General features: G+C 40.9%; 25 protein-coding genes. 10 read left to right on the top strand and 15 right to left on the bottom strand.

Going from position 1 to position 25,615, the window contains the following annotated elements; all coding sequences use genetic code 11:
- The 4 genes from rfaQ to radC form a co-directional block, all read right to left on the bottom strand.
- Positions 1–1,065, bottom strand: coding sequence for a lipopolysaccharide core heptosyltransferase RfaQ (gene rfaQ, locus PSE72_RS14755; protein ID WP_042851478.1), 1,065 nt, complete (start codon positions 1,063–1,065; stop codon positions 1–3).
- 198 nt (positions 1,066–1,263) lie between these two features.
- Entirely contained in the window at positions 1,264–1,431 is a 168-nt protein-coding gene (gene rpmG / locus PSE72_RS14760; protein WP_004265124.1) for a 50S ribosomal protein L33, read from the bottom strand.
- A gap of 11 nt (positions 1,432–1,442) precedes the next feature.
- Positions 1,443–1,679, bottom strand: coding sequence for a 50S ribosomal protein L28 (gene rpmB / locus PSE72_RS14765; protein WP_004265123.1), 237 nt, complete (start codon positions 1,677–1,679; stop codon positions 1,443–1,445).
- 274 nt (positions 1,680–1,953) lie between these two features.
- The gene (gene radC, locus PSE72_RS14770; protein WP_419182201.1) at positions 1,954–2,622 is read right to left on the bottom strand and encodes a RadC family protein; all 669 of its coding nucleotides are present in this window, start codon (positions 2,620–2,622) and stop codon (positions 1,954–1,956) included.
- Positions 2,623–2,802: 180 nt separating this feature from the next.
- Between radC and coaBC the strand changes: the two genes are divergently transcribed.
- From coaBC to slmA, 3 genes are all read left to right on the top strand, one after another.
- Complete coding sequence (gene coaBC / locus PSE72_RS14775) at positions 2,803–4,014, top strand: bifunctional phosphopantothenoylcysteine decarboxylase/phosphopantothenate--cysteine ligase CoaBC (RefSeq protein ID WP_115168211.1); 1,212 nt, start codon at positions 2,803–2,805, stop codon at positions 4,012–4,014.
- Positions 4,001–4,456, top strand: a complete 456-nt coding sequence (dut, locus tag PSE72_RS14780; protein WP_115168212.1) for a dUTP diphosphatase — start codon at positions 4,001–4,003, stop codon at positions 4,454–4,456. The genes coaBC and dut overlap by 14 nt, the downstream gene beginning before the upstream one ends.
- A gap of 217 nt (positions 4,457–4,673) precedes the next feature.
- Positions 4,674–5,273, top strand: a complete 600-nt coding sequence (gene slmA / locus PSE72_RS14785; protein WP_004906897.1) for a nucleoid occlusion factor SlmA — start codon at positions 4,674–4,676, stop codon at positions 5,271–5,273.
- 49 nt (positions 5,274–5,322) lie between these two features.
- Here the strand turns inward: slmA and pyrE are convergent, their stop codons facing one another.
- Together pyrE and rph are read right to left on the bottom strand one after the other, a co-directional pair.
- Entirely contained in the window at positions 5,323–5,967 is a 645-nt protein-coding gene (gene pyrE, locus PSE72_RS14790; protein WP_115168213.1) for an orotate phosphoribosyltransferase, read from the bottom strand.
- A 112-nt stretch (positions 5,968–6,079) separates the two neighbouring features.
- Positions 6,080–6,793: a ribonuclease PH gene (rph, locus tag PSE72_RS14795; protein ID WP_004265108.1), complete on the bottom strand. Its 714-nt coding sequence runs from the start codon at positions 6,791–6,793 to the stop codon at positions 6,080–6,082.
- 123 nt (positions 6,794–6,916) lie between these two features.
- Here rph and PSE72_RS14800 point away from each other — a divergent pair, with 123 nt between their 5' ends.
- From PSE72_RS14800 to PSE72_RS14820, 5 genes are all read left to right on the top strand, one after another.
- Positions 6,917–7,780 carry a YicC/YloC family endoribonuclease gene (locus PSE72_RS14800; RefSeq protein WP_004906895.1) on the top strand — a complete coding sequence of 288 codons (864 nt, stop codon included), beginning with the start codon at positions 6,917–6,919 and terminating at the stop codon, positions 7,778–7,780.
- Positions 7,781–8,234: 454 nt separating this feature from the next.
- Entirely contained in the window at positions 8,235–9,545 is a 1,311-nt protein-coding gene (locus PSE72_RS14805) for an MFS transporter (protein ID WP_109912527.1), read from the top strand.
- Positions 9,546–9,589: 44 nt separating this feature from the next.
- Complete coding sequence (locus tag PSE72_RS14810; protein ID WP_004906874.1) at positions 9,590–10,237, top strand: RraA family protein; 648 nt, start codon at positions 9,590–9,592, stop codon at positions 10,235–10,237.
- 9 nt (positions 10,238–10,246) lie between these two features.
- Positions 10,247–11,038, top strand: a complete 792-nt coding sequence (locus PSE72_RS14815) for a carbon-nitrogen hydrolase family protein (protein ID WP_115168214.1) — start codon at positions 10,247–10,249, stop codon at positions 11,036–11,038.
- A gap of 162 nt (positions 11,039–11,200) precedes the next feature.
- A complete protein-coding gene (locus tag PSE72_RS14820) occupies positions 11,201–11,824 on the top strand; it encodes a GntR family transcriptional regulator (RefSeq protein WP_109912529.1) in 624 nt (207 codons plus the stop codon).
- Between the two features lie 76 nt (positions 11,825–11,900).
- On the opposite strand, the gene PSE72_RS14825 is transcribed toward PSE72_RS14820, so the two are convergent.
- The 3 genes from PSE72_RS14825 to PSE72_RS14835 form a co-directional block, all read right to left on the bottom strand.
- Entirely contained in the window at positions 11,901–13,157 is a 1,257-nt protein-coding gene (locus tag PSE72_RS14825; protein WP_109912530.1) for a nucleoside permease, read from the bottom strand.
- Positions 13,154–14,071 (bottom strand): EamA family transporter, encoded by a 918-nt coding sequence (locus tag PSE72_RS14830; RefSeq protein WP_115168216.1) that lies wholly within the window; start codon positions 14,069–14,071, stop codon positions 13,154–13,156. Before PSE72_RS14830 ends, PSE72_RS14825 begins: the two co-directional genes overlap by 4 nt.
- Positions 14,072–14,138: 67 nt before the next feature.
- Entirely contained in the window at positions 14,139–14,957 is an 819-nt protein-coding gene (locus PSE72_RS14835; RefSeq protein ID WP_115168217.1) for a purine-nucleoside phosphorylase, read from the bottom strand.
- A 318-nt stretch (positions 14,958–15,275) separates the two neighbouring features.
- Between PSE72_RS14835 and PSE72_RS14840 the strand changes: the two genes are divergently transcribed.
- Both PSE72_RS14840 and thiM read left to right on the top strand, forming a co-directional pair.
- Positions 15,276–16,349, top strand: coding sequence for an ROK family protein (locus PSE72_RS14840; RefSeq protein WP_272690998.1), 1,074 nt, complete (start codon positions 15,276–15,278; stop codon positions 16,347–16,349).
- Positions 16,350–16,426: 77 nt separating this feature from the next.
- On the top strand, positions 16,427–17,197 hold the full coding sequence (gene thiM / locus PSE72_RS14845; RefSeq protein ID WP_004906861.1) for a hydroxyethylthiazole kinase: 771 nt from the start codon (positions 16,427–16,429) through the stop codon (positions 17,195–17,197).
- A gap of 67 nt (positions 17,198–17,264) precedes the next feature.
- Here thiM and PSE72_RS14850 read toward each other — a convergent pair whose 3' ends face one another.
- From PSE72_RS14850 to selA, 6 genes are all read right to left on the bottom strand, one after another.
- On the bottom strand, positions 17,265–17,969 hold the full coding sequence (locus PSE72_RS14850) for a lipopolysaccharide core heptose(II) kinase RfaY (RefSeq protein ID WP_272690995.1): 705 nt from the start codon (positions 17,967–17,969) through the stop codon (positions 17,265–17,267).
- Positions 17,970–18,169: 200 nt separating this feature from the next.
- Entirely contained in the window at positions 18,170–19,336 is a 1,167-nt protein-coding gene (locus tag PSE72_RS14855; protein ID WP_115168220.1) for a nucleotide sugar dehydrogenase, read from the bottom strand.
- A 44-nt stretch (positions 19,337–19,380) separates the two neighbouring features.
- The gene (locus PSE72_RS14860) at positions 19,381–20,382 is read right to left on the bottom strand and encodes an NAD-dependent epimerase (protein ID WP_004906856.1); all 1,002 of its coding nucleotides are present in this window, start codon (positions 20,380–20,382) and stop codon (positions 19,381–19,383) included.
- Positions 20,383–20,605: 223 nt separating this feature from the next.
- On the bottom strand, positions 20,606–22,270 hold the full coding sequence (locus tag PSE72_RS14865) for an LTA synthase family protein (RefSeq protein WP_272575751.1): 1,665 nt from the start codon (positions 22,268–22,270) through the stop codon (positions 20,606–20,608).
- Between the two features lie 69 nt (positions 22,271–22,339).
- Complete coding sequence (selB, locus tag PSE72_RS14870) at positions 22,340–24,208, bottom strand: selenocysteine-specific translation elongation factor (RefSeq protein WP_115168222.1); 1,869 nt, start codon at positions 24,206–24,208, stop codon at positions 22,340–22,342.
- Positions 24,205–25,596 carry an L-seryl-tRNA(Sec) selenium transferase gene (gene selA, locus PSE72_RS14875; RefSeq protein ID WP_115168223.1) on the bottom strand — a complete coding sequence of 464 codons (1,392 nt, stop codon included), beginning with the start codon at positions 25,594–25,596 and terminating at the stop codon, positions 24,205–24,207. The genes selB and selA overlap by 4 nt, the downstream gene beginning before the upstream one ends.
- Positions 25,597–25,615 lie beyond the last annotated feature (19 nt).

Genomic DNA, 25,615 nt, shown 5'->3' on the forward strand with positions numbered 1-25,615 from the left:
TTAATACCTTGTCATCATAGAGCGAATATTCATCGGCAATATTTTCTCTGTGGCTTTAATTACATCGGATGCAGGGACAATAGATAAATACTTTTTACTGCGGTCAAGTTCATCTCGCGGAGGCATAGGTTCATAGTCTCCGGCCCAGAATTGCACACTATTATCGCTCCAAGGCCGCCAAAAAATATGATTTGTCGCACCGAAAAGACACACAATTGGTGTTTTGACTGCAGCAGCAATGTGCATCGGTGCAGAATCAACACCGATGAATAGAGCTGCATGAGCAATCAGTGCGCCTAACTCTGGAAATGAAGTCTTTCCTGCAAGCTCAGTAACAGGCGTTGTTTGGCAACCATTTGCAATATCACTGATACATTCTAAATCTTCTTTACTCGGTCCCGATGTTAAAACCACTTGATAACCACGAGACTGCAATGCATCAATGACGGCTGAAAACTTTTCATTATCCCAACACTTAAAAGCTTGGCGCGCTGTTGGTTGAATAACGACATAGCTGCTATGGACACCTAAGCTTAGTAACCTTTCATCAATATTTTTCCAATCCTGCTCTGAATAAGACATCGTTAGATGCGTTTTTAATTCTTTTATTTCTAACGGCTTGAGCACTGATAGGTTATTCAGAACAACGTGTTCGCCTTCAGGTTCTATCAAATGCGTAAAACTATTACGCCAGTATTTAGAATCTCGATGGGTAAATTGATGGGAAATTTTTGTGTCAGCAGGAATAGCCCGAACTAATACACTCACCATCCACTGATCTGCAAGGTTAACAACTAAATCGTATTTATTTTTACGCAGCTTTAGCAGTAGCTTAATAAAATTACATGCTTTACTCAGCCCACTACTTTTTTTCCCCGCCATGCCGTACAAAGCGTTAATTTCAGCATTTTCAGAGAGAATGGGGATAGTATCCTGATAAAGCAAAACGTCAATTTCAGCATCAGGATATCGGTGTTTTAATGAGCTGATAACGGGTGTTGTCAGCAACATGTCCCCATGAAACCTCATCTTGATCACAAGAATTTTTTTAAACTGTTTTTTCACCAGGCACTCTTAATCAAGTCTATATGTAAAAGACAATAGTCATTCGACAACAAATATCATTATTAATTCAATGAATACTCACTATGTTACTACTTTCATAATAATGGTCATAGCTTCGAATGCGCATATCCGCGACAACCCAAATTTTAGGTAAAAAAAAACTCAGCCGAAGCTGAGTTTTTAACGCAGAAAGCAAAATTATTTGATTTTTGCTTCTTTGTAGATCACATGCTTACGAACAACTGGATCGAATTTTTTCAGTTCCAGTTTTTCTGGCATTGTGCGCTTGTTCTTCGTAGTGGTATAGAAATGACCTGTACCTTCAGAAGAGACTAGCTTGATTTTCTCGCGAATACCTTTAGCCATTTTTTAGCTCCTTAGTACTTCTCACCACGGGTACGCAGTTCAGCAAGAACAGCATCAATACCCTTTTTATCGATAACACGCATACCTTTAGCAGATACACGCAGTGTTACGAAACGTTTCTCAGACTCAACCCAGAAACGGTGAGAGTGCAGGTTTGGCAAAAAACGACGTTTGGTCGCGTTTAATGCGTGTGAACGGTTGTTACCGCTCATTGGACGCTTGCCAGTAACTTGGCAGACTCGTGACATGTCTATTCTCCAAAAATCTAATCAGCTCGAGCTTTTTTGTTCTGGGTATGGCCGCCTCGTCAGGCTTAGGAGCCCATCTCAGCAAACTTTCATTGACTGAAAAAACCGTTGATACCTAAATAAAGATTTACTTTACTAAAACGTAAAAATTTACTGAGATAGGCCCTTCTCGCCAAACCCAAGATCCTTAAAGGTGGCGTAGTATACGCTTTCCATCGTTTTCACTCAAGCCCAACACAAAGAAAGTTGTCATTTTTTAGGCAAAAAAATAATTTTATAACCATCCTAGCTCCACAAATGACACACATTGCTTATGCCCAACGACAAAATGGTCAAGTAGTTTAATCCCCATAATAGTACAAGCACGTTGGATACGCTCTGTCACTTGCCTGTCTGCTACGCTTGGTTCCGGATTACCTGATGGATGGTTATGGGCGAGTATAATCCCGTTTGCATTCATTTTTATGGCAAAGCGAATGATTTCTCTGGGGTGAACTTCAACTTTGTTTAAAGTACCTTTAAACAACTCTTCATGACAAATAATTTGATTTTTATTATTTAAAAATATCACAACAAAAACTTCACGCTCTTGCCCTGCGAACAAATCCAACAACTTTGCTTTCAACTGTTCAGGCCCAGTCATCACATCTTCATGTAAAAATTGTTCAGAGAAAAAACGGCGAGCTAATTCACTCACAGCCTGTAATTGGGTAAATTTACAACTCCCCATTCCTTTACATTGCTTGAGTTTTTCGTAGTCTGCTTGTAGAAGCAAATATACTGAACCAAACTCCTGTATTAAACGCTTCGCAAGCTGTAAAACGGGTTCGCCTTGGCTCCCTGTACGTAGAAAAATAGCGAGTAGTTCAGCATCAGATAACGCAGCTGCCCCGTATGCGAGTAGCTTTTCCCTTGGTGGTAGGTCTAGATGTTCACTCATCATATTTTTTGTCCCTAAATCCCTTGCTTCCTTTTTATCTAGTCTAAAAAACATTCACAATCACTCTCATAAGGGTTTGCGTAGCGCTTCGCAAAAATAGTATTGTGATGAAAAATCGAGCGCGCCACCTCGCGCTTCTCTGTGGTAATATGCCTCCCATGTTGACCGAATTGGATAAAAATAATGAATCAACTGTCACTATTAGGTAAGCAGATAGTTATTGGTATTAGTGGGGGCATTGCTGCGTACAAAATCCCTGAACTCACCCGCCGTTTGCGCGATAAAGGTGCGATAGTACGCGTTGTGATGACTCAAGGTGCTAAAGCCTTTATTACACCTTTAACCTTGCAAGCCGTTTCAGGGCATCCCGTTTCTGATGACCTGCTAGACCCTGCTGCTGAGGCTGCTATGGGCCATATTGAACTGGCTAAATGGGCAGATCTCATTATTCTAGCACCGGCTACTGCGGATTTAATTGCTCGCCTCAGTGCAGGAATGGCAAATGACTTACTCACAACAGTTTGCCTTGCTTCCGCAGCACCGATTGCACTTGTGCCAGCAATGAACCAACAAATGTACCGAGCAAAAGCAACCCAAGAAAATTTAATCAAATTGCAACAACGTCAATGTATGATTTGGGGGCCAGATGCAGGTAGCCAAGCCTGTGGTGATATTGGCCCTGGTCGCATGATTGACCCACTAGAAATTGTTCGTCTAGCCAATGAGTTTTTTACCCCTAAACTCGACTTACAAGGCATCAAATTAATGATCACTGCGGGCCCAACACGGGAAGCGCTAGACCCAGTTCGCTTTATTAGTAACCATAGTTCGGGGAAAATGGGTTTTGCCATTGCTAAAGCAGCCAGTCAACGTGGTGCCGATGTCACTTTAATTGCGGGCCCTGTAAATATTGAAACACCAGAAGGCGTTAACCGGATTGATGTCATGAGTGGCTTAGAGATGTATGAACAAGTGCATCAAACCATTGCTGAACAAAATATTTTTATTGGTTGCGCTGCAGTTGCAGATTATCGAGCAAAAAACATTGCTGAAAATAAAATAAAAAAACAAGGTGATGAAGTTTCGATTACACTTATCAAAAATCCAGATATCGTGGCTAGTGTCGGAAGTCTAAAACACAATAGGCCATATGTTGTTGGGTTTGCAGCTGAAACCCAAAATGTGGAAGAATATGCACGCCAAAAACGACAACAAAAGCAACTCGACCTCATTTGTGCCAATGACGTCTCACTAGCAGACAACGGGTTTAATAGCGATAACAACGCGTTACATCTTTTTGATGCAAACGGTGATACCTGTTTGCCTCACTGTAATAAAAACGAATTAAGCCACTATTTACTTGACGAGATACTTCAACGTTATGAAAAAAATTGACCTAAAAATCCTCGATAGCCGTATCGGTAATGAATTTCCTCTACCAGCCTATGCCACCACAGGTTCTGCTGGTTTAGACCTACGTGCATGCCTTGATGCACCAATCGATTTGGCACCAGGTCAAACAGAGCTTATTCCAACAGGTTTAGCCATTCACATTGCAGATGAAAGTCTTGCTGCGGTCATCTTACCTCGGTCCGGTTTAGGTCATAAACATGGCGTTGTACTGGGCAACCTCGTTGGCCTCATTGATTCTGATTATCAAGGCCAGCTCATGGTGTCTGTCTGGAACCGCAGTGACAAAGCTTTTACTATTGAACCTGGTGAACGTATGGCACAAATGGTGTTTGTCCCGGTTGTTCAGGCGGAATTTAATATTGTTAATGATTTTGACGCAACAGAGCGTGGAGCTGGTGGTTTCGGTCATTCTGGCCGTCAATAAATAGAACATCCTGATAACTAATATGCTAGATAGAACCTAAATTAGGTTCTATCTTTATGAATAAAAACAATCAGCCGCATATTTTCTTTCAGGAAACTTGCTCAACATTACTTATATTTTAAACATTTTTTAAATCCATTTTGCTTCGTAAGTCTCTTTACTAAGAGCAAAATTTTGGATAGTTTGTTTTGCTGTTTTAGCAGGGGTCTTATTAGACATGGCAGAAAAAGCGATAACACAAAAACGTAACAGACGTGATGAGATTTTACAGGCTCTTGCGTTAATGTTAGAAAGTAGTGATGGCAGCCAACGTATTACAACAGCAAAACTTGCTGCTACGGTTGGTGTATCAGAAGCTGCGCTGTATCGTCATTTTCCGAGTAAAATGAAAATGTTCGATAGCCTTATTGGGTTTATTGAAGATTCATTGGTTTCGCGCATTAATCTGATTTTAACTGATGAAAAAGATACGATAATTAGAATTAAACTAATACTTGCCCTAATACTTGGATTTTCCGAGAAAAATCCTGGGCTTACGCGTATAATGACTGGCCATGCTCTGATGTTTGAGCAAGATAGGCTGCAAGATCGTATTAACCAATTATTTGAACGTATAGAATCACAATTACGGCAGGTGTTAAAAGAGAAAAAAATACGTGATGGCCATGGGTTTATTCATGATGAGTCATTACTTGCTTCTCAGTTACTAGCCTTTTGTGAAGGGATGCTCTCTCGTTTTGTGCGTTCTGAGTTTCGTTATCGGCCAACCGTCGAGTTTGAATCGCGCTGGCCTTTAATTCTAGCTCAGTTACAATAACCGATTATTTATACTACTCACCCCGCCCATCATTGGGCGAGGGCTTTTTTTATTCAATTCCGTATTGTTCGCGATAAGCCTTCATAGCCGCTAAATGTTCCTGCATACCTTCCTTTTCAGCAAGATAGGTGATTAAATCGCTCATGGTAATAATTGAGTAAACTTTACAGCCATAATCACGCTCAACCTCTTGAACTGCTGAAATTTCACCTTTGCCTTTTTCTTGGCGATCAAGGCATAGCAGAACACCATTCAACGTAGCTTGTTGTTGTTTAATAATTTCCATTGATTCACGAATTGCCGTCCCTGCGGTAATAACATCATCAACTACTACAACACGCCCTTGTAAAGGACTTCCGACTAACATGCCGCCTTCCCCATGGTCTTTAGCTTCTTTGCGGTTGAAGCAGTATGGCATATCGATGTCATGGTGCTCAGAAAGTGCTACCGCTGTCGTCGTTGCGATGGGGATCCCTTTATACGCTGGACCAAAAATGACATCACACTCAATTGCGCTATCTTGTAATGCTTGTGCATAAAAACGACCGACAAGTGCCAGATCACGCCCTGTATTAAATAACCCAGCATTGAAAAAGTAAGGGCTTTTACGACCTGATTTCAGCGTAAACTCACCAAATTTAAGTACCTGTTTTTTCATGGCAAGTTCAATAAAATCGCGCTGATAGGCTTTCATTGGTCATTCTCCTCGTTGATGATTATTTATCTATTTTCAAAGCTGGCACACTAGTTGATGAACCAGCAGGCATAAAAAAGGCGACTTTTCAGCCGCCTAATTAATGATTAACTTACTTCAGCGCTTCTCGCTGAGCTTCAAAAATGGTATTTAAACCTGTTTTAGCTAACGCCAATAGGGCTAATAACTCTTCATGACTAAACGGTTCGCCTTCTGCGGTGCCCTGTACTTCAATCATTCGGCCATCATCCATCATGACAACATTCATATCGGTTTCAGCTGCAGAATCTTCAACATACTCAAGATCACATAGAGCTTCTTGGTTTACAATTCCAACCGAAACGGCAGCAACCATTGATTTTAGTGGGCTTTTTGCAATTTTACCTTGCTCAACCATGTTATTCAGTGCATCAACAAGCGCCACACAAGCACCAGAAATCGCTGCTGTCCGTGTACCACCATCCGCTTGAATAACATCACAGTCTAAAGTAATGGTGTATTCACCTAATTTTTTAAGGTCAACCGCAGCACGTAAAGAACGTGCAATTAACCGTTGGATTTCCATCGTACGACCAGTTTGTTTTCCTCGTGCAGCTTCACGTTGATTACGTGAGTTTGTTGCACGCGGTAACATGCCATACTCCGCTGTAACCCAACCTTGCCCCTGCCCTTTTAAAAAGCGAGGAACCCCTTCTTCAACAGTTGCATTACATAACACCTTCGTGTCGCCAAACTCAATAAGAACAGAGCCTTCTGCATGCTTAGTATAGTTGCGCGTGATGGTAATCGGGCGCATTTGGTCTGCTTGTCTATCTGCTGGGCGCATGGTGTTATCTCCATTATCAACTCAAATTGGGACGCATTATACGTTGTTCAAGCGATAATGCCTATCCTGTCATCCTGCATAGCGTTATAATCCCCTAAATCTTTACGATAATGGGAACGAATTATGATCCGTAGTATGACCGCTTTTGCCCGTCGGGATATCAAGGGTGAATGGGGGAATGCGGCCTGGGAGCTGCGTTCCGTGAACCAACGTTATTTAGAAACGTATATTCGCTTACCTGAGCAATTCAGAAGCCTTGAGCCCGTTATTCGCGAACGTCTGCGTTCTCGCCTAACACGTGGAAAGGTAGAATGCAGCCTACGCTTTGAGTTAGATGGCGCAAATCGTGGTGAATTAATCCTAAATGAACAATTAGCACGCCAATTAATCAGTGCTGCGAATTGGGTTAAAAATTACAGCCATGAAGGTGAAATAAACCCATTAGAAATTTTGCGTTGGCCGGGTGTGATGTCAGCAGGTGAACAAGATTTAGATGTCATCAGCGAACAGTTACTGGCAGGCTTAGATGAAGCTATTGATGCTTTCATTCAAAGCCGTGAAGCTGAAGGTGCTTCATTGCATGCACTCATCGAACAACGCCTTGATGGCGTCTTAGTTGAAGTCGCAAAAGTACGTCAACATATGCCAGAAATTTTACAGTGGCAACGTGAACGCTTACAAAATAAGTTAGAAGAAGCTGATATTCAAGTGGATAACAACCGTCTGGAACAAGAACTTATTCTATTGGCTCAACGTGTTGATGTTGCAGAAGAACTGGATAGACTAGAAGCTCACGTTAAAGAAACGCGTAATATCTTGAAGAAAAAAGAGGCAACTGGTCGCCGCCTTGACTTTATGATGCAAGAATTCAACCGCGAAGCTAATACGTTAGCGTCAAAATCAATTAATAGCGAAGTTACAACCTCTGCAGTTGAACTCAAAGTATTAATCGAGCAAATGAGAGAACAAATTCAGAATATTGAATAATCACTCCTTGACGATTTTAATCCATAAAAAGCTAATCGACCTTAATTATCGTTTGGCTTTTTTTGGAGATATTCTCAATATTTACTCGAAATAGGTGCTAGTTGTCACGATTTTTGAAGCTATATTCCACAACAACCCTTCGACGATATTAAAAAATTTATACCGAAGCAGTATTAATTATTCTTTCTCAAATAATTAGTAACGTCGATTAAATCGTTCCCCATGAAATCATAACAACTTGATTTTTCATAATAAAATTTATTACCTATCTATTTTCCTAAAAATAAGATCTCGCTCATAAATCAATCAAATGTTTTGAGTTCAGTCACAGATAACAAAACAGATCTTTGACACCTCAATAACTGCTTATTAACATCCATCTTGTATACAAGTTGAATTCAATATAAATACAATAAGGTTGATTACCTCGACAAACCAATAAAAAGGTAACTCTATGTCACATAATGATTCTGTTGTAACACCAGCAACGAAAGACTCACCAGGGCGTTTACGTTGGGGATTAGCAGCAATATTTTTTATTATCGGTTTGATTGCGTATATGGATCGCGCCAATATTTCCATTGTGGCCGAACATATGATGACCGATTTAGGAATGAGCAAAGTTCAATTTGGCTTTTTGGGTGCGTTATTTTCTCTTGGCTATGCACTAGCCCAAATCCCAAGCGGTATACTTGCAGAACGGTTTGGTAGCAGACTGATCGCGACTATTAGCCTCTATATTTGGTCTGCATTTACCATCTTAACTGTCGTGGCTCCTACCTATATTTGGCTATGTATCGTACGCTTCCTATTCGGCGTTGGGGAAGCGCCGCTCTATCCTGCAAATGCCGTTTTTAATACATGGTGGTTTCGCCAAAATGAAAAGGCACGAGCCGCTAGCTTCTTACTTGCCGGTTCCTATTTTGGGCCTGTGATTGCCCCCACTCTTACCGTATTTATTATGATTTCATTCGGGTGGCATGCCGTTTTCTATATATTTGGTGTGATTGGCATTCTTATCGGCATGGTTTGGTATTTTTTTGCCAGAAATAAGCCTGAGCAACACCCTAAAATTTCTCAAAGTGAAATCGCATTCATCCATGAAGGCCGAACAATTAGTGAGCAAGGCGGTACTGATGTTAAAGCCCCTTGGCGCAAATTTATGAAAGAACGTCCTTTCTGGGCTGTTGGCTTCCAATATTTTTTTGTTGCCTATATGACCACTTTATTCATGATTTGGTTACCCACCTACTTACAAGAAGCTCGAGGCTTTTCATTAACCCAAATGGGCGTAGCCGCCAGTTTTCCTTGGTTAGCAATTTGTATCGCAGTACTCACTGCAGGTTCAATTTCTGATTGGTTACTCAACAAAGGGTACTCGCAGTTAGTCGCTAGGGGCTATATCGCGATTGCCGGTTTTATTCTATTTATCGTGGGGATTTGCGGCGCAGCTCAAACTGAAAGTGCCATCGCCAGTGTTGCATGGCTAACCCTTGCGCTCGGTTCTCTAGGATTACCAGTTGTGACCTCTTGGGCAATCGCAGCAGATAAAGGCCGCCAATATGCTGGCTCGGTCAGTGGATGGATGAACTTGTGGGGTAATCTCGGTGGTGTTATTTCCCCTATTTTATGTGGCTGGCTTGCACAGCATTTTGGCTGGACCGTCGCTTTACTTTTCAATGTGATACCTATCAGTTTAGCGATTGTTTGCTGGTTTTTCATTCAGCCTGATAAACCTTTAGCTGCTGCCGTTAATCCTGACTAATTTTTACCCAAAACACATTATATTCAATAAATAAAGGTGTCCCTATGTTTACATTAAATCCTCGAGTTGCCTGTTTTAGCCCAGAAGTTATCGAAAGTTGCCGTGATGTTTGCCCGTCAACTATTGGACACATGACTGACTTCGGTTTTCTAAAAACATTACGCCCACAAATTGAACAGTGCCAATTTATTGGTAATGCTGTAACTGTACGTATTCCGCATATGGATTCATCTGCTGTACATAAGGTTTTCGACATCGTGCAAGAAGGCGATGTTGTCTGTATCGATATGTCTGGGGATTATGATCGTGCTTGTTGGGGCGAAATGGTTTCTTACATGGCACGGGCAAAGAAAATTGCCGGCGCAGTTATTGATGGTTGTGTCACTGATATCAAAGCATTACGTGAGATTGGTGTTCCTATTTATGCACGTAAAGTGAGCCCGTTGACGACGCGAATCTTAGGTATTGAAGGCGCAATTAATGTGCCAATTAGTATAGATGGCGTAACGATTCATCCCGGTAATTTAATCATCGCAGATGGTGATGGTATTTTAGTCGCCGATGAAGTTACTCTGCAAGAATATCGTCAACGAGCCCTTAATGCTCAACATGCTGAAATTGATGTTAAAAAGCGCATTGATGCTGGTGAAACATTAGCGGCGATTTCAGGTGCAGCTAAATTTTTTGAATAAGGAGACTCCATGAAAATTGCAATTGCTCAGCTTGCCAGTAGCCCAGATAAAGCTCTAAATTTAAAAAAAGCCTGTGACGCTATACAAAAAGCTGCTCAAGGCGGTGCCGACCTCGTCCTATTGCCGGAAATGTTCATGGCATTTGTTCCTGCAGATAGCGGTATTAGCTATGCCGATGTCGCAGAGCCTGTTGATGGCCCTTTTGTCTCCGAGTTGGCAAAAACCGCTAAACAATGCGGTATTTATGTGACTTGTGGAATTTATGAAAGTGCCCCGAATGAGCCGAAAAGAGCATTCAACACGACAGTTATGTTGAACCGCCAAGGTGAGCTTATCTATCATTACCAAAAAACCCACCTGTACGATGCCTTTTCATATCAGGAATCCCTCAACATTATTCAAAGTAATAATGCGTTAAAACCTGTGGAAACTGAATTTGGCAAAATTGGCGTTTTAGTCTGTTATGAGTTGCGTTTCCCAGAAGTTGCTCGAAAACTAACCTTAGCTGGCGCAGACCTTATACTCGTTCCCACAGCATGGGTAAGTGGGCCACTTAAAGAGGAGCATTACCAAACATTAGTTAAAGCACGCGCTTTGGAGAACACAATTCCTGTCTGCGCATGTGACCAAACTGGTAATATTTTTATTGGCCGCAGCCTTGTTTGTGATGCGCTTGGCGTAACCATTGCCTCTGCTGGCTACGATGAAACACTATTTTTTGCTGAAATATCAACGCAGCATACCGCAGAAACACGAGAAAAATTACCTTGCATGCAAAACCGGCGCCCTGAGCTGTATTAGTCTAAAAAACTGGCAAGGATGCTGGTTTATTCAACAAGTTAAGTTCAATTACCCACCAAAATTTAACAGCGCCCTAAATAATATAAAACTAGTGCATTACTTGTATACCAGCCTATTCCTTTCTATACTCACTAAAATTTCTATTATTAACACAAGATCCTGATGAAAGATAAACCACTAAGCCAACAAGCCTATACCGCAATTAAGCATAAAATTCTCAGTAAGCAATTTGGAGAGGAAAGTTATACCTCTGAAAATAGCTTAGTTGAGGAACTCGGTATGAGTCGCACCCCAATTCGCGAAGCCTTATATCAATTGCAAAATGAAGGCTTAGTCAAAATTATCCCTCGAAAAGGTGTTTTTATTCAGAAACTATCGTTAAAAGAGACTCGAGATAATTATGATTTACGCTTAGCAATTGAGTCACATGCAATTAAATTAGTGCGTGAATATTTAACTAATGAGCATTTTTCTATTTTAGAGACCATTATTGAGCGGCAAAATGAATTATTGAAGGAAAATGACTATCAAGGTTGGATAAAAGAAGATGAACGATTCCACCGTTTCTTCTTAGAATTACTGGATAACTCAGTTTTCTTAGATTTAGCGGACAATATTCGCCAGCGAGTATATTTTCAGCCCGACCCTATTTATCGCAATGAATATTATTATGAATCTACACGCCAACATCAGCAATTGGTTGAGCAACTCAAAGCAAAAGAATTTACCCTTGCGGAAGAAACGCTGACTGAGCATATTTTACGCGGTAAACGTAATTATGTTTAATGTTAAAACTAACAAAAAAGAGAAAACCAAATTTATGGTTTTCTCTTAAATTGAATGTTATTTATAACGATTTATCTTAGCTAGATTTGGCTTCTTTCAGTGCTGCGTCTTTATCATGGTGATAATGGAACGTAAATTGGAATATTATTGCCAATACAACAGTATAAGAAGCAAAAACTAACCAAATCATTTGCCAATCTTTAATACCATCCACGGTGTAATAGTCGACAACCAATCCACTTAGTATCGCACCAAAATAGGCCCCAACACCGTTAACCATTGTCATAAATAAGCCTTGGGCACTCGCACGCATACGCGTATCTACTTCTCTTTCAATAAATATAGAGCCTGAAATATTAAAGAAATCAAATGCGCAGCCATAAACAATCATCGACATGATCAAGAACATCAAACCAATGGCTGATGGGTCGCCAAACGCAAAGAAACCAAAGCGTAGTGTCCAAGCGAACATACTTAATAACATGACCGTTTTAATGCCATAGCGTTTCAAGAAAAATGGAATTGCTAAGATAAAACACACTTCAGCCATCTGAGAGATCGATAATAATATCGATGGATACTGTACCACCAAACTATCTTGGTATAACGGGTTCAGCCCGAAGTCGTGCAAGAATGGGTTACCAAATGTATTCGTGATTTGTAAAACAGCGCCAAGTAACATAGCGAATAAGAAAAATACCGCCATAATAGGCTTTTTAAATAACACCAAAGCATCTAAACCTAGCTTACTGATCCAACTACTTGAAATCGCTTTTTTATTGACTTCAATTTTTGGCAAAGTTAGTGAATAAAGCGCTAAAAGCAATGAACAACCACCTGCAATATAAAGCTGCATACTACTTAGCTCAAATTTCAATAAGCTAATGCTCCACATTGCAACAATAAAGCCTACCGTACCAAACACACGAATAGGTGGAAAGTTACTCACTGAATCGAGCTGATATTGGCTTAATGATGAATAACTGATGCTATTTGAGAGTGCAATTGTTGGCATAAAGGCCATTGCATTAATTAACATCACCCAGAACATGATAGTTGAACTTGTGACTGTTGCGGCATAAAACAATGCAGCAGCCCCAATTAAATGGCAAATCATATATAAACGATTTGCTGGAATATATTTATCTGCAATGATTCCGATAAGCCCGGGCATTAAAATGGCAGCAATACCCTTTGAGCTATACACCATACCGACTTCTGCACCTGAAAAACTCAATGTTTTCATCATGTACGAGCCGAGTGTAACTAACCAACTTCCCCAAACAAAATATTGCAGGAAAAGCATGATTTTCAAGCGGGATTTAATATTCATACAAGGCTCCGTTTGGAGTTATATTTATTTGTTTTTATTTTCAACTCAGCAATGGCAACACCCATAAGGATGACAGCAACACCAACAAACTGAATGAATTCAAGAGGTAAATGCAATACTGTTACGGATAATAAAATCGTGACAGGTAACTGCATTGAGCTAACAATGGTCGCTAAACTGGTACCGATCAGTGGAGTACCTTTGGCAAACATCCACATACCGAAGAAAGAACCAAAGAAAGCCAGAGGTAATCCGTATGAGAAAAATAGAGATTGAAACGTTGATGCGCTCAATAAGAATGTTGGCGGAACAACAATTGATGTCAAAATTGCGCCCCCTGTTACCATAATTGCAGAACGCATCATAGGATCTGTTTTAACCGCTAATGCTCCACTGACGTAAACACGAATAGCGTTCGATAATGCTGCACATAATCCTAATAGCACACCAAGCCAGTGAAACACGATCCCTGAACTGTTTAACAAACCTGTCGCTAATACTGTTCCAATTAATATCACCACAACTGACACCATGGTCATTACGGGAGGAATTTTGCGGTCAATAAATGCGTTAATTGCAACCCCCATCCATGTAAATTGCAAAAAGAGTACGACACCAAGTGCAGGGGATAAATATTGCAATGATGCATAATACAAAAGCCCGGTTAACCCGGTTGTCATCCCAGTGAGTAACATTAATAGGCCTTGCCGACGTGTTGGCCATACTAGACGTGCTTTTTTAACTAATACGCCTGCGACAACAAAAAACCACAGTAAAATCGCACCTAATACCGTTTGGCTACCGATGACATCATTCAAGGAATACCCTGCGCGGTAGGCCAACACGACGAGTGTTGAAAGGATGCCATAACTACAAGCGCCTAAAGAAACTAAAATTAGACCTTTAAATTTCATTTCAATATTCACCTTATTTAGTGTCATGGACATCTTTATATTAGTTTGAGAAAAAGAACCTAAAAAATTAGAAGCGTTCGATCACGCCTGTCACTAATTTCAAGAAGGTCGCTTTAACTTTTTCAGCTGTTTCAATAACTTCGTCATGACTAAGTGGCTGTTCTAAAATACCGCAAGCCATATTGGTTAAGCAGGAAATGCCCACTGTTTTAATTTGTGAATGATGAGCGACCAGAGCTTCTGGTACGGTAGACATACCAACAGCATCTGCGCCTAAGGTTCTGATCATACGAATTTCGGCAGGTGTTTCATAAGTTGGGCCTGTCCACCATGCATAAACACCTTCACGGACAGAAACACCTTGTTCAGCCGCTACATTCTTGATTGTTTGGCGTAATTCTTTGTTATACACCTCACTGACATCCAAGAAACGCACCCCTAATTCAGGGTTATTTGGCCCCATCAGTGGGTTATTTGCAGTTAAATTAATATGATCGGTAATAATCATCAGATCACCTGGGTTGAAGTCGGTATTTACCGCACCGCAGGCATTGGTGATAATCAATTTTTCAACACCCAACGCTTTCATCAAACGCACAGGGAAAGTGACTTGGTCAAGGGTAAAGCCTTCGTAATAGTGGAAACGGCCTTTCATGGCAACCACATTTTTACCTGCGATGGTGCCGACCACCAATTCATTGGCATGCCCTACCGCTTCAGATTTAGCAAAGTGTGGAATTTCGCTATAAGGAATATGCACTGCATTTTCTAATGTATCCGCGAATGGGCCGAGTCCTGAACCCAGAATAATACCTACTGTTGGTTTAATATCTGTACGAGACTGAATAAAACTCAAGCTTTCTAGAATATCTTTTGTATGATGCATGGTTGTCTCCAAATTGACATCGACTAAAAATTGTTAAAATCGATCATAAAGCAATTTAGAAACAGAACAGCGATCTTAATCTCATTTTAATAAAAAGTATTTCGATATGATGTGCCACATGAAGCAGAATCTTATGCGTATATTTGCTAGTCTTTATCGATAGAGTCGGAATGAAAAGGAGTGAGGCGCTTGTTACATACACTATTAAATGAATTTCGCACCTCAAAAAATTCAAAAACACAAAAACTCAAAACGCTTTACCGATTAATTTTAAACCATGGTCCCATTAGGGCAGAGACGTTGACATCACTGGCTAGCATGAAACCAGCAACTTGTGCTCGGTTACTCGACGAACTGGGGAGAAATCACTTAATTTCGACTTCTGAGCTCGGAGAGTCGACCGGTGGCCGCAAACCAATCCTCTATAACATTAATGCTGCAGATGGTTATCTTGTTGGCATTGAAATGAGTGATATATATTCAACGATTGTTTTACAAAACCTAAAATTGGATATTTTAGGTATGGTAAAAGTGAAATATGAGCACCTAGAAACCGCAGAAAATATGATAGTTCATCTGCTCAACAAATTAGATATTTTATTAGCTAAACATGGACTTAGCGTAGAAAGCTTGTTGGGTATCGGCATCGCCATCGACCATATTTTAGAACGTGATAAACTGCCATATCATCAATACCACACAAGAATAAAAGAACTTCATGACTACATTTCCAGTAAAGTTCCTTGTTTTGTGTTACTCGGAAGTGGGATTAGTTTTGCGGCTTTTGCTGAGTATCGTTTGCGCTATACCTCGGATAGCCAACGATTTTTATTCACAACCTGTGATACTGATATTCGCAGTTGCACCATCATCAATAACCAATATGCTCCGGCCCCCATTAGTACAGCTCAAGCCTTTGGCCATACAACGATTGATATTAATGGCCAGCGCTGTGAATGTGGGTCATTTGGCTGTTTAAAGCAATATAGTTCACTGTCTGCGATTAAGTCACGGGTGATCCAGCAACTGAGGTTGGGTAAAAGTTCAATAATCAATGAATTAGTTAATAATGAGTCTGAAATTAGCTACCATACTATTTTCCAAGCTCTCACATTGGATGATGCCCTGTGCCTTGAAGCGCTGGGTGAGGCGGCCTATTATTATGGTATCGCCATCGCTAATGCTATTTTAACGACGCAAGCCGATGTGGTGGTGTGCGGCGGCACCCTAACACCTAAAAATCACTTTTTTGAGATGACCAAAAAGTCGATTGAAGAAAAACTCGCTATTTTCCCTCATATTAAGACACGCATTTATCCCGCCAATGATTCATATGAAATCGTTGCTCAGGGTGCTGGTGGAATGGTAATGGAGAAGTACCTTGCTGATTAAGCGGTTCTTTCATTAAAACAGATAGAGTGTAGAATAAATCAACAAACCTATACTCTATCACTATTAATGAGGGGATCATGTTAGAATTTGAACACATCAGTAACACGGCGAAATCACTGGTACTACAGCAACTTAATTCTCAATCTCCTCTTGTTCATTGCATGACAAACGATGTTGTTCAGACCTTCACTGCCAATGTCCTATTAGCACTCGGCTGTTCCCCAGCCATGGTGATTGAACCCGAAGAAGCTGAGCAGTTTGCCGCTATCGCACATGGCTTACTAATTAATGTGGGCACATTAACGACAGAGCGTCGATATGCGATGAAATGTGCGGTTAACAGTGCAAATCAAGCACAAAAACCTTGGGTACTTGACCCTGTCGCTGCAGGTGCGCTCAGCTTTCGTACCCATTTTTGCCATGAATTGTTGACACTCAAACCTGCCGCTATTCGCGGTAATGCTTCTGAAATTATGGCGTTAGCAGGAAGCAGTGCAGGTGGCAGAGGCGTTGATTCCCTTAACTCCACTGATGATGCACTCCCCGCGGCACAATTATTAGCGAGACAAGCTAAGACTATTGTTGCGATAAGCGGTGAAGTGGATTACATCACCGATGGAACACGCACCTTTGCGGTGACTGGCGGCCATATTTTAATGACTCGGGTGGTCGGTACGGGATGCGCTCTTTCTGCGGTGGTTGCTGCATGTTGTGCTCTACCTGGTGATAGGCTGCAAAATGTTGCCGCTGCTTGCGCTATCATGAAGCAAGCCGGAGAAACCGCAACCCAGCGCTGCCATGGGACGGGCAGTTTTATCCCTGAATTTTTAGATGCGCTTTATCAATAGTTTTGTTGTGATCGGTAACTTTGTTATTTTCGGTAATTTAGTAGTAATGAAAACTTGGCATAGCACACTAAAGCCGAGTTTTCTTTCCTCTTATTTTTCTTGACCAATGACGAAAGTTATCTCTAAAACGAATAAAGCGATAAACACAATTTTTGCTATCGGGTTCAATATCGTAAAAACGCTGTAATGCAATTAAATCATTCGCTTTGCAAATAGCAAAATTACCATAATCTGATAAATCAATAACCTTTAGCCCCACATTGGTTACAACAAAGTTTCCTGCATGGATGTCATTAGAAGATAAACCATAGTTATGTAATTGGTTAATGACAGACTTCATTTCTGCATAGTAAGGCGTAATATCATCCAGTTCAGATAAAACCGTTCCTTCCACATATTCCGCAATAATCCATGTTTCTACTGACTCACGACCGACCATTTTTTCAGCAACGAAATAGATGTCATTGGTTACCATACAACCTTTATTTTGAGCAGAGACTAATCGCATTAATAACTGTGAATAAAAAGGTCCTGAAATAATACGCATTAACCGTTTTTCAATACGCTTATCCCGTTCTTTTTCACATTTAATAATATAGTTTTGCCCATCTACATGAATACGAGCAACACTTCTCTCAATATTTCCGCTACCTAAATTTTTACCCGAGATCTTCCTATCAATATAATCATTAACAATTTGCCAAAAATCTATCTCACCTTCTTTTTGATAGGTGATAAAACCGTCTCTTTGTTTTTTTATTATGTTCTGCATAGCAAAATAGCCAATTTTTAATCAATTGACGGATGCTAGCAAATGGCAAACGACATTTCTTAGCGATTGTTGCAAAATGGCGTCTAAAAATAGGTAAGTTGTGCGATATACCTCAAAATTGGTAAGGTTTTAGAAAAGCTGTACGGCTCTATCTATGAGAGCAGGTCACCATAGTGCCAACCTACTCTCATAAAAACCGCTTAGTCGTTACCAAATAAATCGCGGGTATAGACTTTCTCTGCCACATCTTCCAGCTCAGGCACCATCCGGTTGGCTAAAATAATGTCGCTTTCTGCTTTGAAAGTCTCTAAGTCACGAATAACTTTAGAGCGGAAAAACTCTTCTTCTTTTAAAACAGGCTCATACACCACCACTTCGATACCCTTGGCTTTGATGCGTTTCATCACACCCTGTACCGCAGAGGCGCGGAAATTATCAGAGCCTGCCTTCATCACTAAGCGATAAACACCGACTTTACGTGGTGCTTTAGCAATGATTGCATCGGAAATAAAGTCTTTGCGGGTGCGGTTCGATTCCACAATGGCGTTAATCAAGTTATTTGGCACGTCATCGTAGTTAGCTAACAGTTGCTTGGTATCTTTTGGTAAACAATAACCACCGTAACCGAATGATGGGTTGTTATAATGGCTGCCAATACGTGGGTCTAAAGAGACTCCTTCAATAATTTGGCGTGCATTTAGACCGCGGCTTTCTGCATAGGTGTCGAGCTCATTAAAGTACGCCACACGCATCGCTAAATAGGTGTTGGCAAACAGCTTAATGGCTTCGGCTTCGGTGCCGTCGGTAAATAACACGGGAACGTCTTTTTTAATTGCACCTTCAAGCAGTAAATCCGCAAAAATTTTCGCGCGCTCAGAACGCTCTCCTACCACGATACGGGACGGGTGCAAGTTATCCCACAAAGCGCGGCCTTCACGTAAAAATTCAGGAGAGAAAATCACGTTGGTATAACCAAATTCTTCACGTAAACGCGCGGTAAAGCCCACCGGAATAGTGGATTTTACGATGATCGTCGCTTGCGGGTTAATTTCATTCACATCATGAATAACAGACTCAACCGATCTAGTATTGAAGTAATTGGTTTTTGGGTCATAGTCAGTTGGTGTAGCCACAATCACGTACTGAGCGCCTGTGTAGGCCTCTGTTTTATCTTCTGTAGCGCGAAAATTGAGCGTCTTTTCCGTTAAAAACTGCTCAATTTCTGCATCAACAATCGGTGATTGATGGTTGTTTAACATCGCCACTTTTTCAGGGATGATGTCCACGGCGACCACTTCGTGGTGTTGTGACAGCAACATGGCGTTAGATAAGCCGACGTAACCGGTTCCTGCGATTGCTATTTTCAAACTTGCCTCTCAAATCCTGCTAAAGATGTTACAGCTTATTGATATTATTGGTGGTAATAAGAACGATACCAATCCACAAATGCCTGAACACCCTGCTCAATAGAAACTTGTGGGCGATAACCTGTCACATTAAACAAGTCTTCTGTATCCGCCCAAGTGGTGTATACATCCCCCGCTTGCATAGGTAAAAAGTTTTTAATCGCTTCTTTACCCAGTGCTTTTTCCAGTGCAGAAATAAATTCAATCAATTTAACGGGTTGACCATTACCAATATTATAGATTCGATATGGCGCGCTGCTTTCTGCCGGTGATGCCGAAGGGTTATTCGGGTTTGCTTGTGGAATTATATCTGAAATACGGATCACACCTTCGACAATATCATCAACAAAAGTGAAATCACGACTGAGATTGCCGTTATTATAGACATCGATAGGCTCGCCCGCCAAAATAGCTTTCGTAAACTTGAATAAAGCCATGTCTGGGCGTCCCCAAGGGCCATAAACCGTAAAGAAGCGCAGCCCTGTAGTCGGCAACTGATATAAATGTGAATATGAGTGCGCCATTAATTCATTGGCTTTCTTTGTTGCCGCATACAGTGAAATAGGGTGATCGGTTGCCATGTCCGTGGTAAATGGCGTCTTATCGGTTACTCCGTACACCGAACTTGAAGAGGCATAGACCAAATGCTTCACTTTTGCTTGGCGACAGCCTTCTAAAATAGCGAGGTGACCAGTCAAATTACTGTCTGCATAAGCAAATGGGTTTTCCAATGAGTAACGGACCCCCGCTTGTGCTGCTAGGTGAATGACTCGGTCAAATTGCTCTTGGGTACACAATACCCGAACGGTTTCACGGTCAGTGAGGTCAAGATGAATAAAGCGAAATAAAGGGAACTGCTCCAATAAATGTAAACGGGATTGTTTAAGCCCTTGATCATAATATGCATTTAAGTTATCAATCCCAACAACTTCATGTCCGTCCTCTAATAAACGCTGGCAAAGCTTAAAACCAATAAAACCCGCACTTCCCGTGACCAAATATTTCATATTCATTGTCTTCTAGCGTTAAACCATTCTTAAGCTCTAAATGAGCACCAAATTTCACAGAAAAAATACCTAAAATTAAGACAAAAATAATAACGAATGGTTTTGTTATTAAAACAAGAAAGCCTAAAAAAATAATAAATTTTAAGAAAGTATTAATATTTTAGGTAGGAAATAACAAAAAAGAGGGGATCAGCCGTAAATATCTACGGCTGATAATAACATACTATTGCATATCACCTTTATTGGCGTTAGCCGCTTCTAAAGTTCCATAAACATAGTTACGGTAGCTATCAAGTAACTTCTGGTCTTCACAATCATTCAGCTTGCCATCACATAAGTGACGCATTTTGATGTTGGCCTCATAAAATGGGGAAATTTTTAAATTTGCCCTTTCCAATAAAATACCGCCTAAGAAGGAAATATCGGTTAGCTGGCCCGTTTTGATCACCGTCCCTGATTTTAAATTATCCCGTAAGGTAAATTGTGTTAAGTAAGCGGGAGATGAAAATGAAGAATTATACTGATTTAAACTAATGCCTGGTTGATGGTCACCAAAATATAAAAACATCAACGGGCGCTCACGTTTTTCAATAAAGTCTGCAAAATCGCGTATTGATGCATCTGAAGTGACGATTTTGTCCATATAATGGCTAAATTCACCCGCAGCATCAGGGTTTTTAATTTTGTCTTTTATGCCATAGTCATCACTATGACTCTCTTTATAAGGGCCATGTTCATACATGGTAAGAGAGAAAATAAATACAGGTTTATCTGTTTCTTGAGCTAAGATTTCTTTCACGTATTTCAGCATATCATCGGTGCTGATCGTCCATAAGTTATCTTGTAGTTTTCCTGGGTAGCCAAGTTCTTGTGGTTGAATAATTCTATCAACCCCAAGCGTTTCATAGGCATGGCCTGAATGGTATGCACCTTTATTAAAAGGAGTAAGTACCACAGTATAATAACCGTTGGCCTTCATTTCTTTGAATAAGCTATTTTTAAGGTGGTCAACGATAAAATAAAATACACCGCTTTTTTGCGCACCGAAATCATCGCTATTTAAGCCAGTTAAGGCGGAGAATTCAGATAACCAAGTTCCCCCTCCAAAAGTTTGTACCCGCATCTGACTATGCGCACTTACGCCATTATCTTGCTGGAACATAAATAAATTGGGAAGCTTGGTTCCTTCAGGTAAATCATAAATATGTGGGTCAACAGTAGATTCTTGTAGTAATAAAACGATGTCTGGCTTTTCTGATACCATATTATTTTCTAGGGAGATAGCAGCTGCTTTTTTCACAAAGTAATCAGCTGAACCTGCAAATTCAGGAGACTGATAACTCGCATTTTGTGCTGACATAATAATATTGGTCACTGTCCCTCGGCCTTTTGGCAACGTCTGAGACCATCTGTCATAATAATGTGAGCTTGTGAAGTTAATACTAAAATAACCTGCAACAATAAGAACGACACCAATAACGCGGGTAATCTTTGATTTACTTGGTTTGACCAACCGCCAGCTAATAACCCCATTAATGACTAATAATATAAGCAACCCGACCAATGCGACACCCGCTAACCAATAATGACCCAAGGTCCCCATATTGGAAGTGTCCGTCATGATATTGATATCACTAAAGAAGAGTTGTTCTTTGTAATAATGAACTTTTAACTGGTTCAGGAATTTAATGATGATAAATAATGTACTGGTAATAATCACAGAAAATAACCAGCGGGCTGTTAGCACCATTAAAATACCGAATAAAACGGCATATACACTGACCGATATGAGTGCAGGATAAATTACACTACCTTTTTCAAAGACTAAGAAAAGGGAGCCAATAAAGATCAATGCCAGATAAAAGCCTGCAAATAACTTTTTCTTCATTAGTTTTACCACAAGTTTAATATTGGAGGTTGCTATGAAGCACTACTATAACGGATTAAAACACTCAATTTATTCAACGAAAATGCCTTTATCTCGTAAATGGTGACCATCGCCTTTACGACGAGTAAAACCGCTTTTATCAAAAAACTCAAGAATTTGAATCGCGAGTTTTCGGCCAATCCCTAATTCGTTACGAAAATCAGCCGCAAAAATAGCTTCATTTTCCAAGCAATAACGATAAATAAGTGAAGCAAAATAATTAATTTGTTCATGACTATAATAGCGGTCACGAACTATTGCTGTAATTAACCCCATTTGTGCCGCCTTTTTTAACACGCGGCGCATCGTATCTTCTTCATAACCACTTTCTAATGCTAAATCACGCACCCACCACGCCTCATTACGTGAAAATAATGGGTATATTTGTTGCCAAATCAGCTGCTGTTGCGCATCAAAAACCAACCCATGTTGAGGCATATGCAACCAGCCACGTGTTTGCTTAATAACATTGTCAGTAATTAGGTCATCAATGAATTTAAAGGCTAATGCTTCACTCATTGAAGGCAGAGCCATACGTTTTAAACGTGCTTTGCCAACACCAATTTGGTCACTGTGTATTTCATTAAATTTTTCAAGAGTTTGAACGATATGTTCTTTCGCTATTTGCGTTTTAAATATAGATAAAACGTGATTGCCAACCCGTTCCACATCCGTTTTTGCTAATAAGTTATCTAACGCCTCATGGGTGAGCTGCCGCGCCCAACTGTAATCCCGTAAATTAAGTTCACCTTGTGGAAGTTGTAACTTAAAGTGAGCCAGTTCGTCTTGTTCTCGGCAAAGCCTAGATAACCAATCCAAAAACTCTGGGAGTCTTTTACCTCGGCGTGGGGAAACCAAACGTATCACTCGAGCCCCACCTAACGTTTGGCGAGCGCTAATATCACGAATGATTAACCGGTCATTCTCTACTAACCATAATGGGGTATCTAAAATTAATTCTGCGAGAACAGGGGTTTCTCCTTGTTCCACTAATAATGATACTCGGCCAGTGATATGGCTTGCACCATGATAGAGATGCACAGGCTGCCAGTGCTTAATTAATGTATCGCATTCCAGTTCGACAATAACCCGTGTTGCAATAAATGCGGGTTGCTCTGCAAGTAACCAATCACCTCGAGTGATATTTTCTTTATCAATATCACCTGTCAAATTTAAAGCCACACGGTCCCCCGCGACAGCGAATTCAGATATTTGGTTTTGCCGGTGAATACCTCTGACACGAACTTGCTTATCCGCCCCAGTCACCCAAAGTGACTCGCCAACGTGAATTTTTCCCGCTAACGCGGTACCAGTCACCACAATCCCTGCACCTTTAACCAAAAAAACGCGGTCAATGGCTAAACGAAAACGACGTTGGATATTGGGATGTGAACCACTTTGCTGATGAAGCTGTTGCAGATATAACCGTAGCGCATCAATGCCACGCCCATCTTCAATAGACGTAATAAATAGTTTTGCATCTGGCCAACCTTGCTGAGCCAACTCAGAGGTAACTTGCTCCGTGACCTGTTCAATTCGCGAATGATCAACTCTGTCAGCCTTCGTCAGTATGACACTGATATTTTCACAACCCGCTAGTCTTAAAATAGAAAGGTGTTCTAGGGTTTGCGCCATTACACCATCATCACAAGCGACAACCAAAAGCGCATGATTTATACCGCCAATCCCAGCCAACATATTGGCTAAAAACTTTTCGTGTCCTGGAACGTCGATAAAACCAATCGAGCTACCATCAGGCTGCGGCCAGTAGGCATACCCTAGGTCAATGGTCATTCCGCGCTTTTTTTCCTCGGGGAGGTGTGCGGTATTTACGCCAGTAATAGCTTGAATTAATGAGGTTTTGCCATGGTCAACATGGCCTGCTGTCGCAAAAATCATGAAAGTAAAGCCTGTAATAACGCATGTTCATCATCAAGACAGCGCAGGTCAAGCCACAATTTACCTTCTTTCATACGCCCAATCACAGGTTGAGGTAACTGACGCCATTGCGTAGCGAGTTGCTCTAATGTGCTACCTTTTCCATTTAATGGTGTAAAGGTTACCGCAAAGCTTGGAAGACGGTCGATAGGAAGTGAGCCGCTACCTATTTGTGAGAGGCAATGCTCAACTTCAACAATAAATTTATCCCCGTAAAAGGCTTGTAGAGCAACAACTATGCTTTCTGCGCTATCACGAATAGTTTCAGGATCTCGTGTTAGCCAACGTAATGTGGGTAATTCTGTTGTGAGTTTTTCGGGCGTTAAATACAGTTTTAGCGTTGCTTCAAGTGCAGCTAGAACCATTTTATCAACCCGTAAAGCACGTTTTAATGGATGTTTTTGAATTGCATCAATCCATTTCTTCTTCCCTAAAATAATCCCTGCTTGTGGACCACCGAGAAGTTTATCTCCAGAAATTGAAACTAAATCAATACCTTGAGAAAGGTAACTTTGTGGCATGGGTTCTGCGGGTAGCCCATAAGCCGTCATATCAATCATCGAACCACTGCCTAAATCAATTGCCGTTGGTAATTGGTACTTTCTACCTAGCTCTGCAAGCTCTTCACCTTCAACTTCAGCAGTAAATCCTTCAATACTGTAATTGCTGGTATGCACTTTCATTAATAGTGCAGTTTGATCATTAATCGCATTCTCATAGTCACGTAAGTGGGTCCGATTTGTTGTTCCCACTTCAACTAATTGGCAGCCAGCCTGAGCCATGACATCAGGCACTCGAAAAGCCCCGCCAATCTCAACTAATTCACCACGAGAAACAATAACTTGCTGGCCATTCGCAACCGTTGCTAACAATAATAAAACTGCAGCAGCATTATTATTAACAATACACGCATCTTCTGCGCCAGTGAGCTCACACAGTAAATCAGCAATCGCACGGTCACGATGCCCACGCATCGCGCCATCTAGAGAATATTCTAATGTGACAGGCGAACTCATCACTTGGCTAACCGCATTTATGGCTGTGGTCGACATTACCGCACGGCCTAAATTGGTATGTAACACCGTACCGGTCAAGTTAAACACGTTTTTTAGGGCACTTTGCCCTAAAGCTTGATGGCGCTGAGCTAACTCTTTTACCCAATCTTCCTGCCAGGCAGGCAATTTCCCTGCCTGTGCAATACAGGTTCGAGCTTGCTCTTGCATCTCACGTAAACATGCAGTGACCCAGTGAGCCCCTGATTGTTCAATCAATATTTGCACTTCATCGAGTTGCAATAATTTATCAATCGCAGGAAGTTGGCGATATAAAACCAAGTCTGATTCAGCCATAGTCACGATTCTCTTTTAC

The organism is Providencia sp. PROV116 (assembly GCF_028482485.1).
In the GTDB taxonomy this organism is placed as follows: Bacteria; Pseudomonadota; Gammaproteobacteria; order Enterobacterales; family Enterobacteriaceae; genus Providencia; species Providencia rettgeri.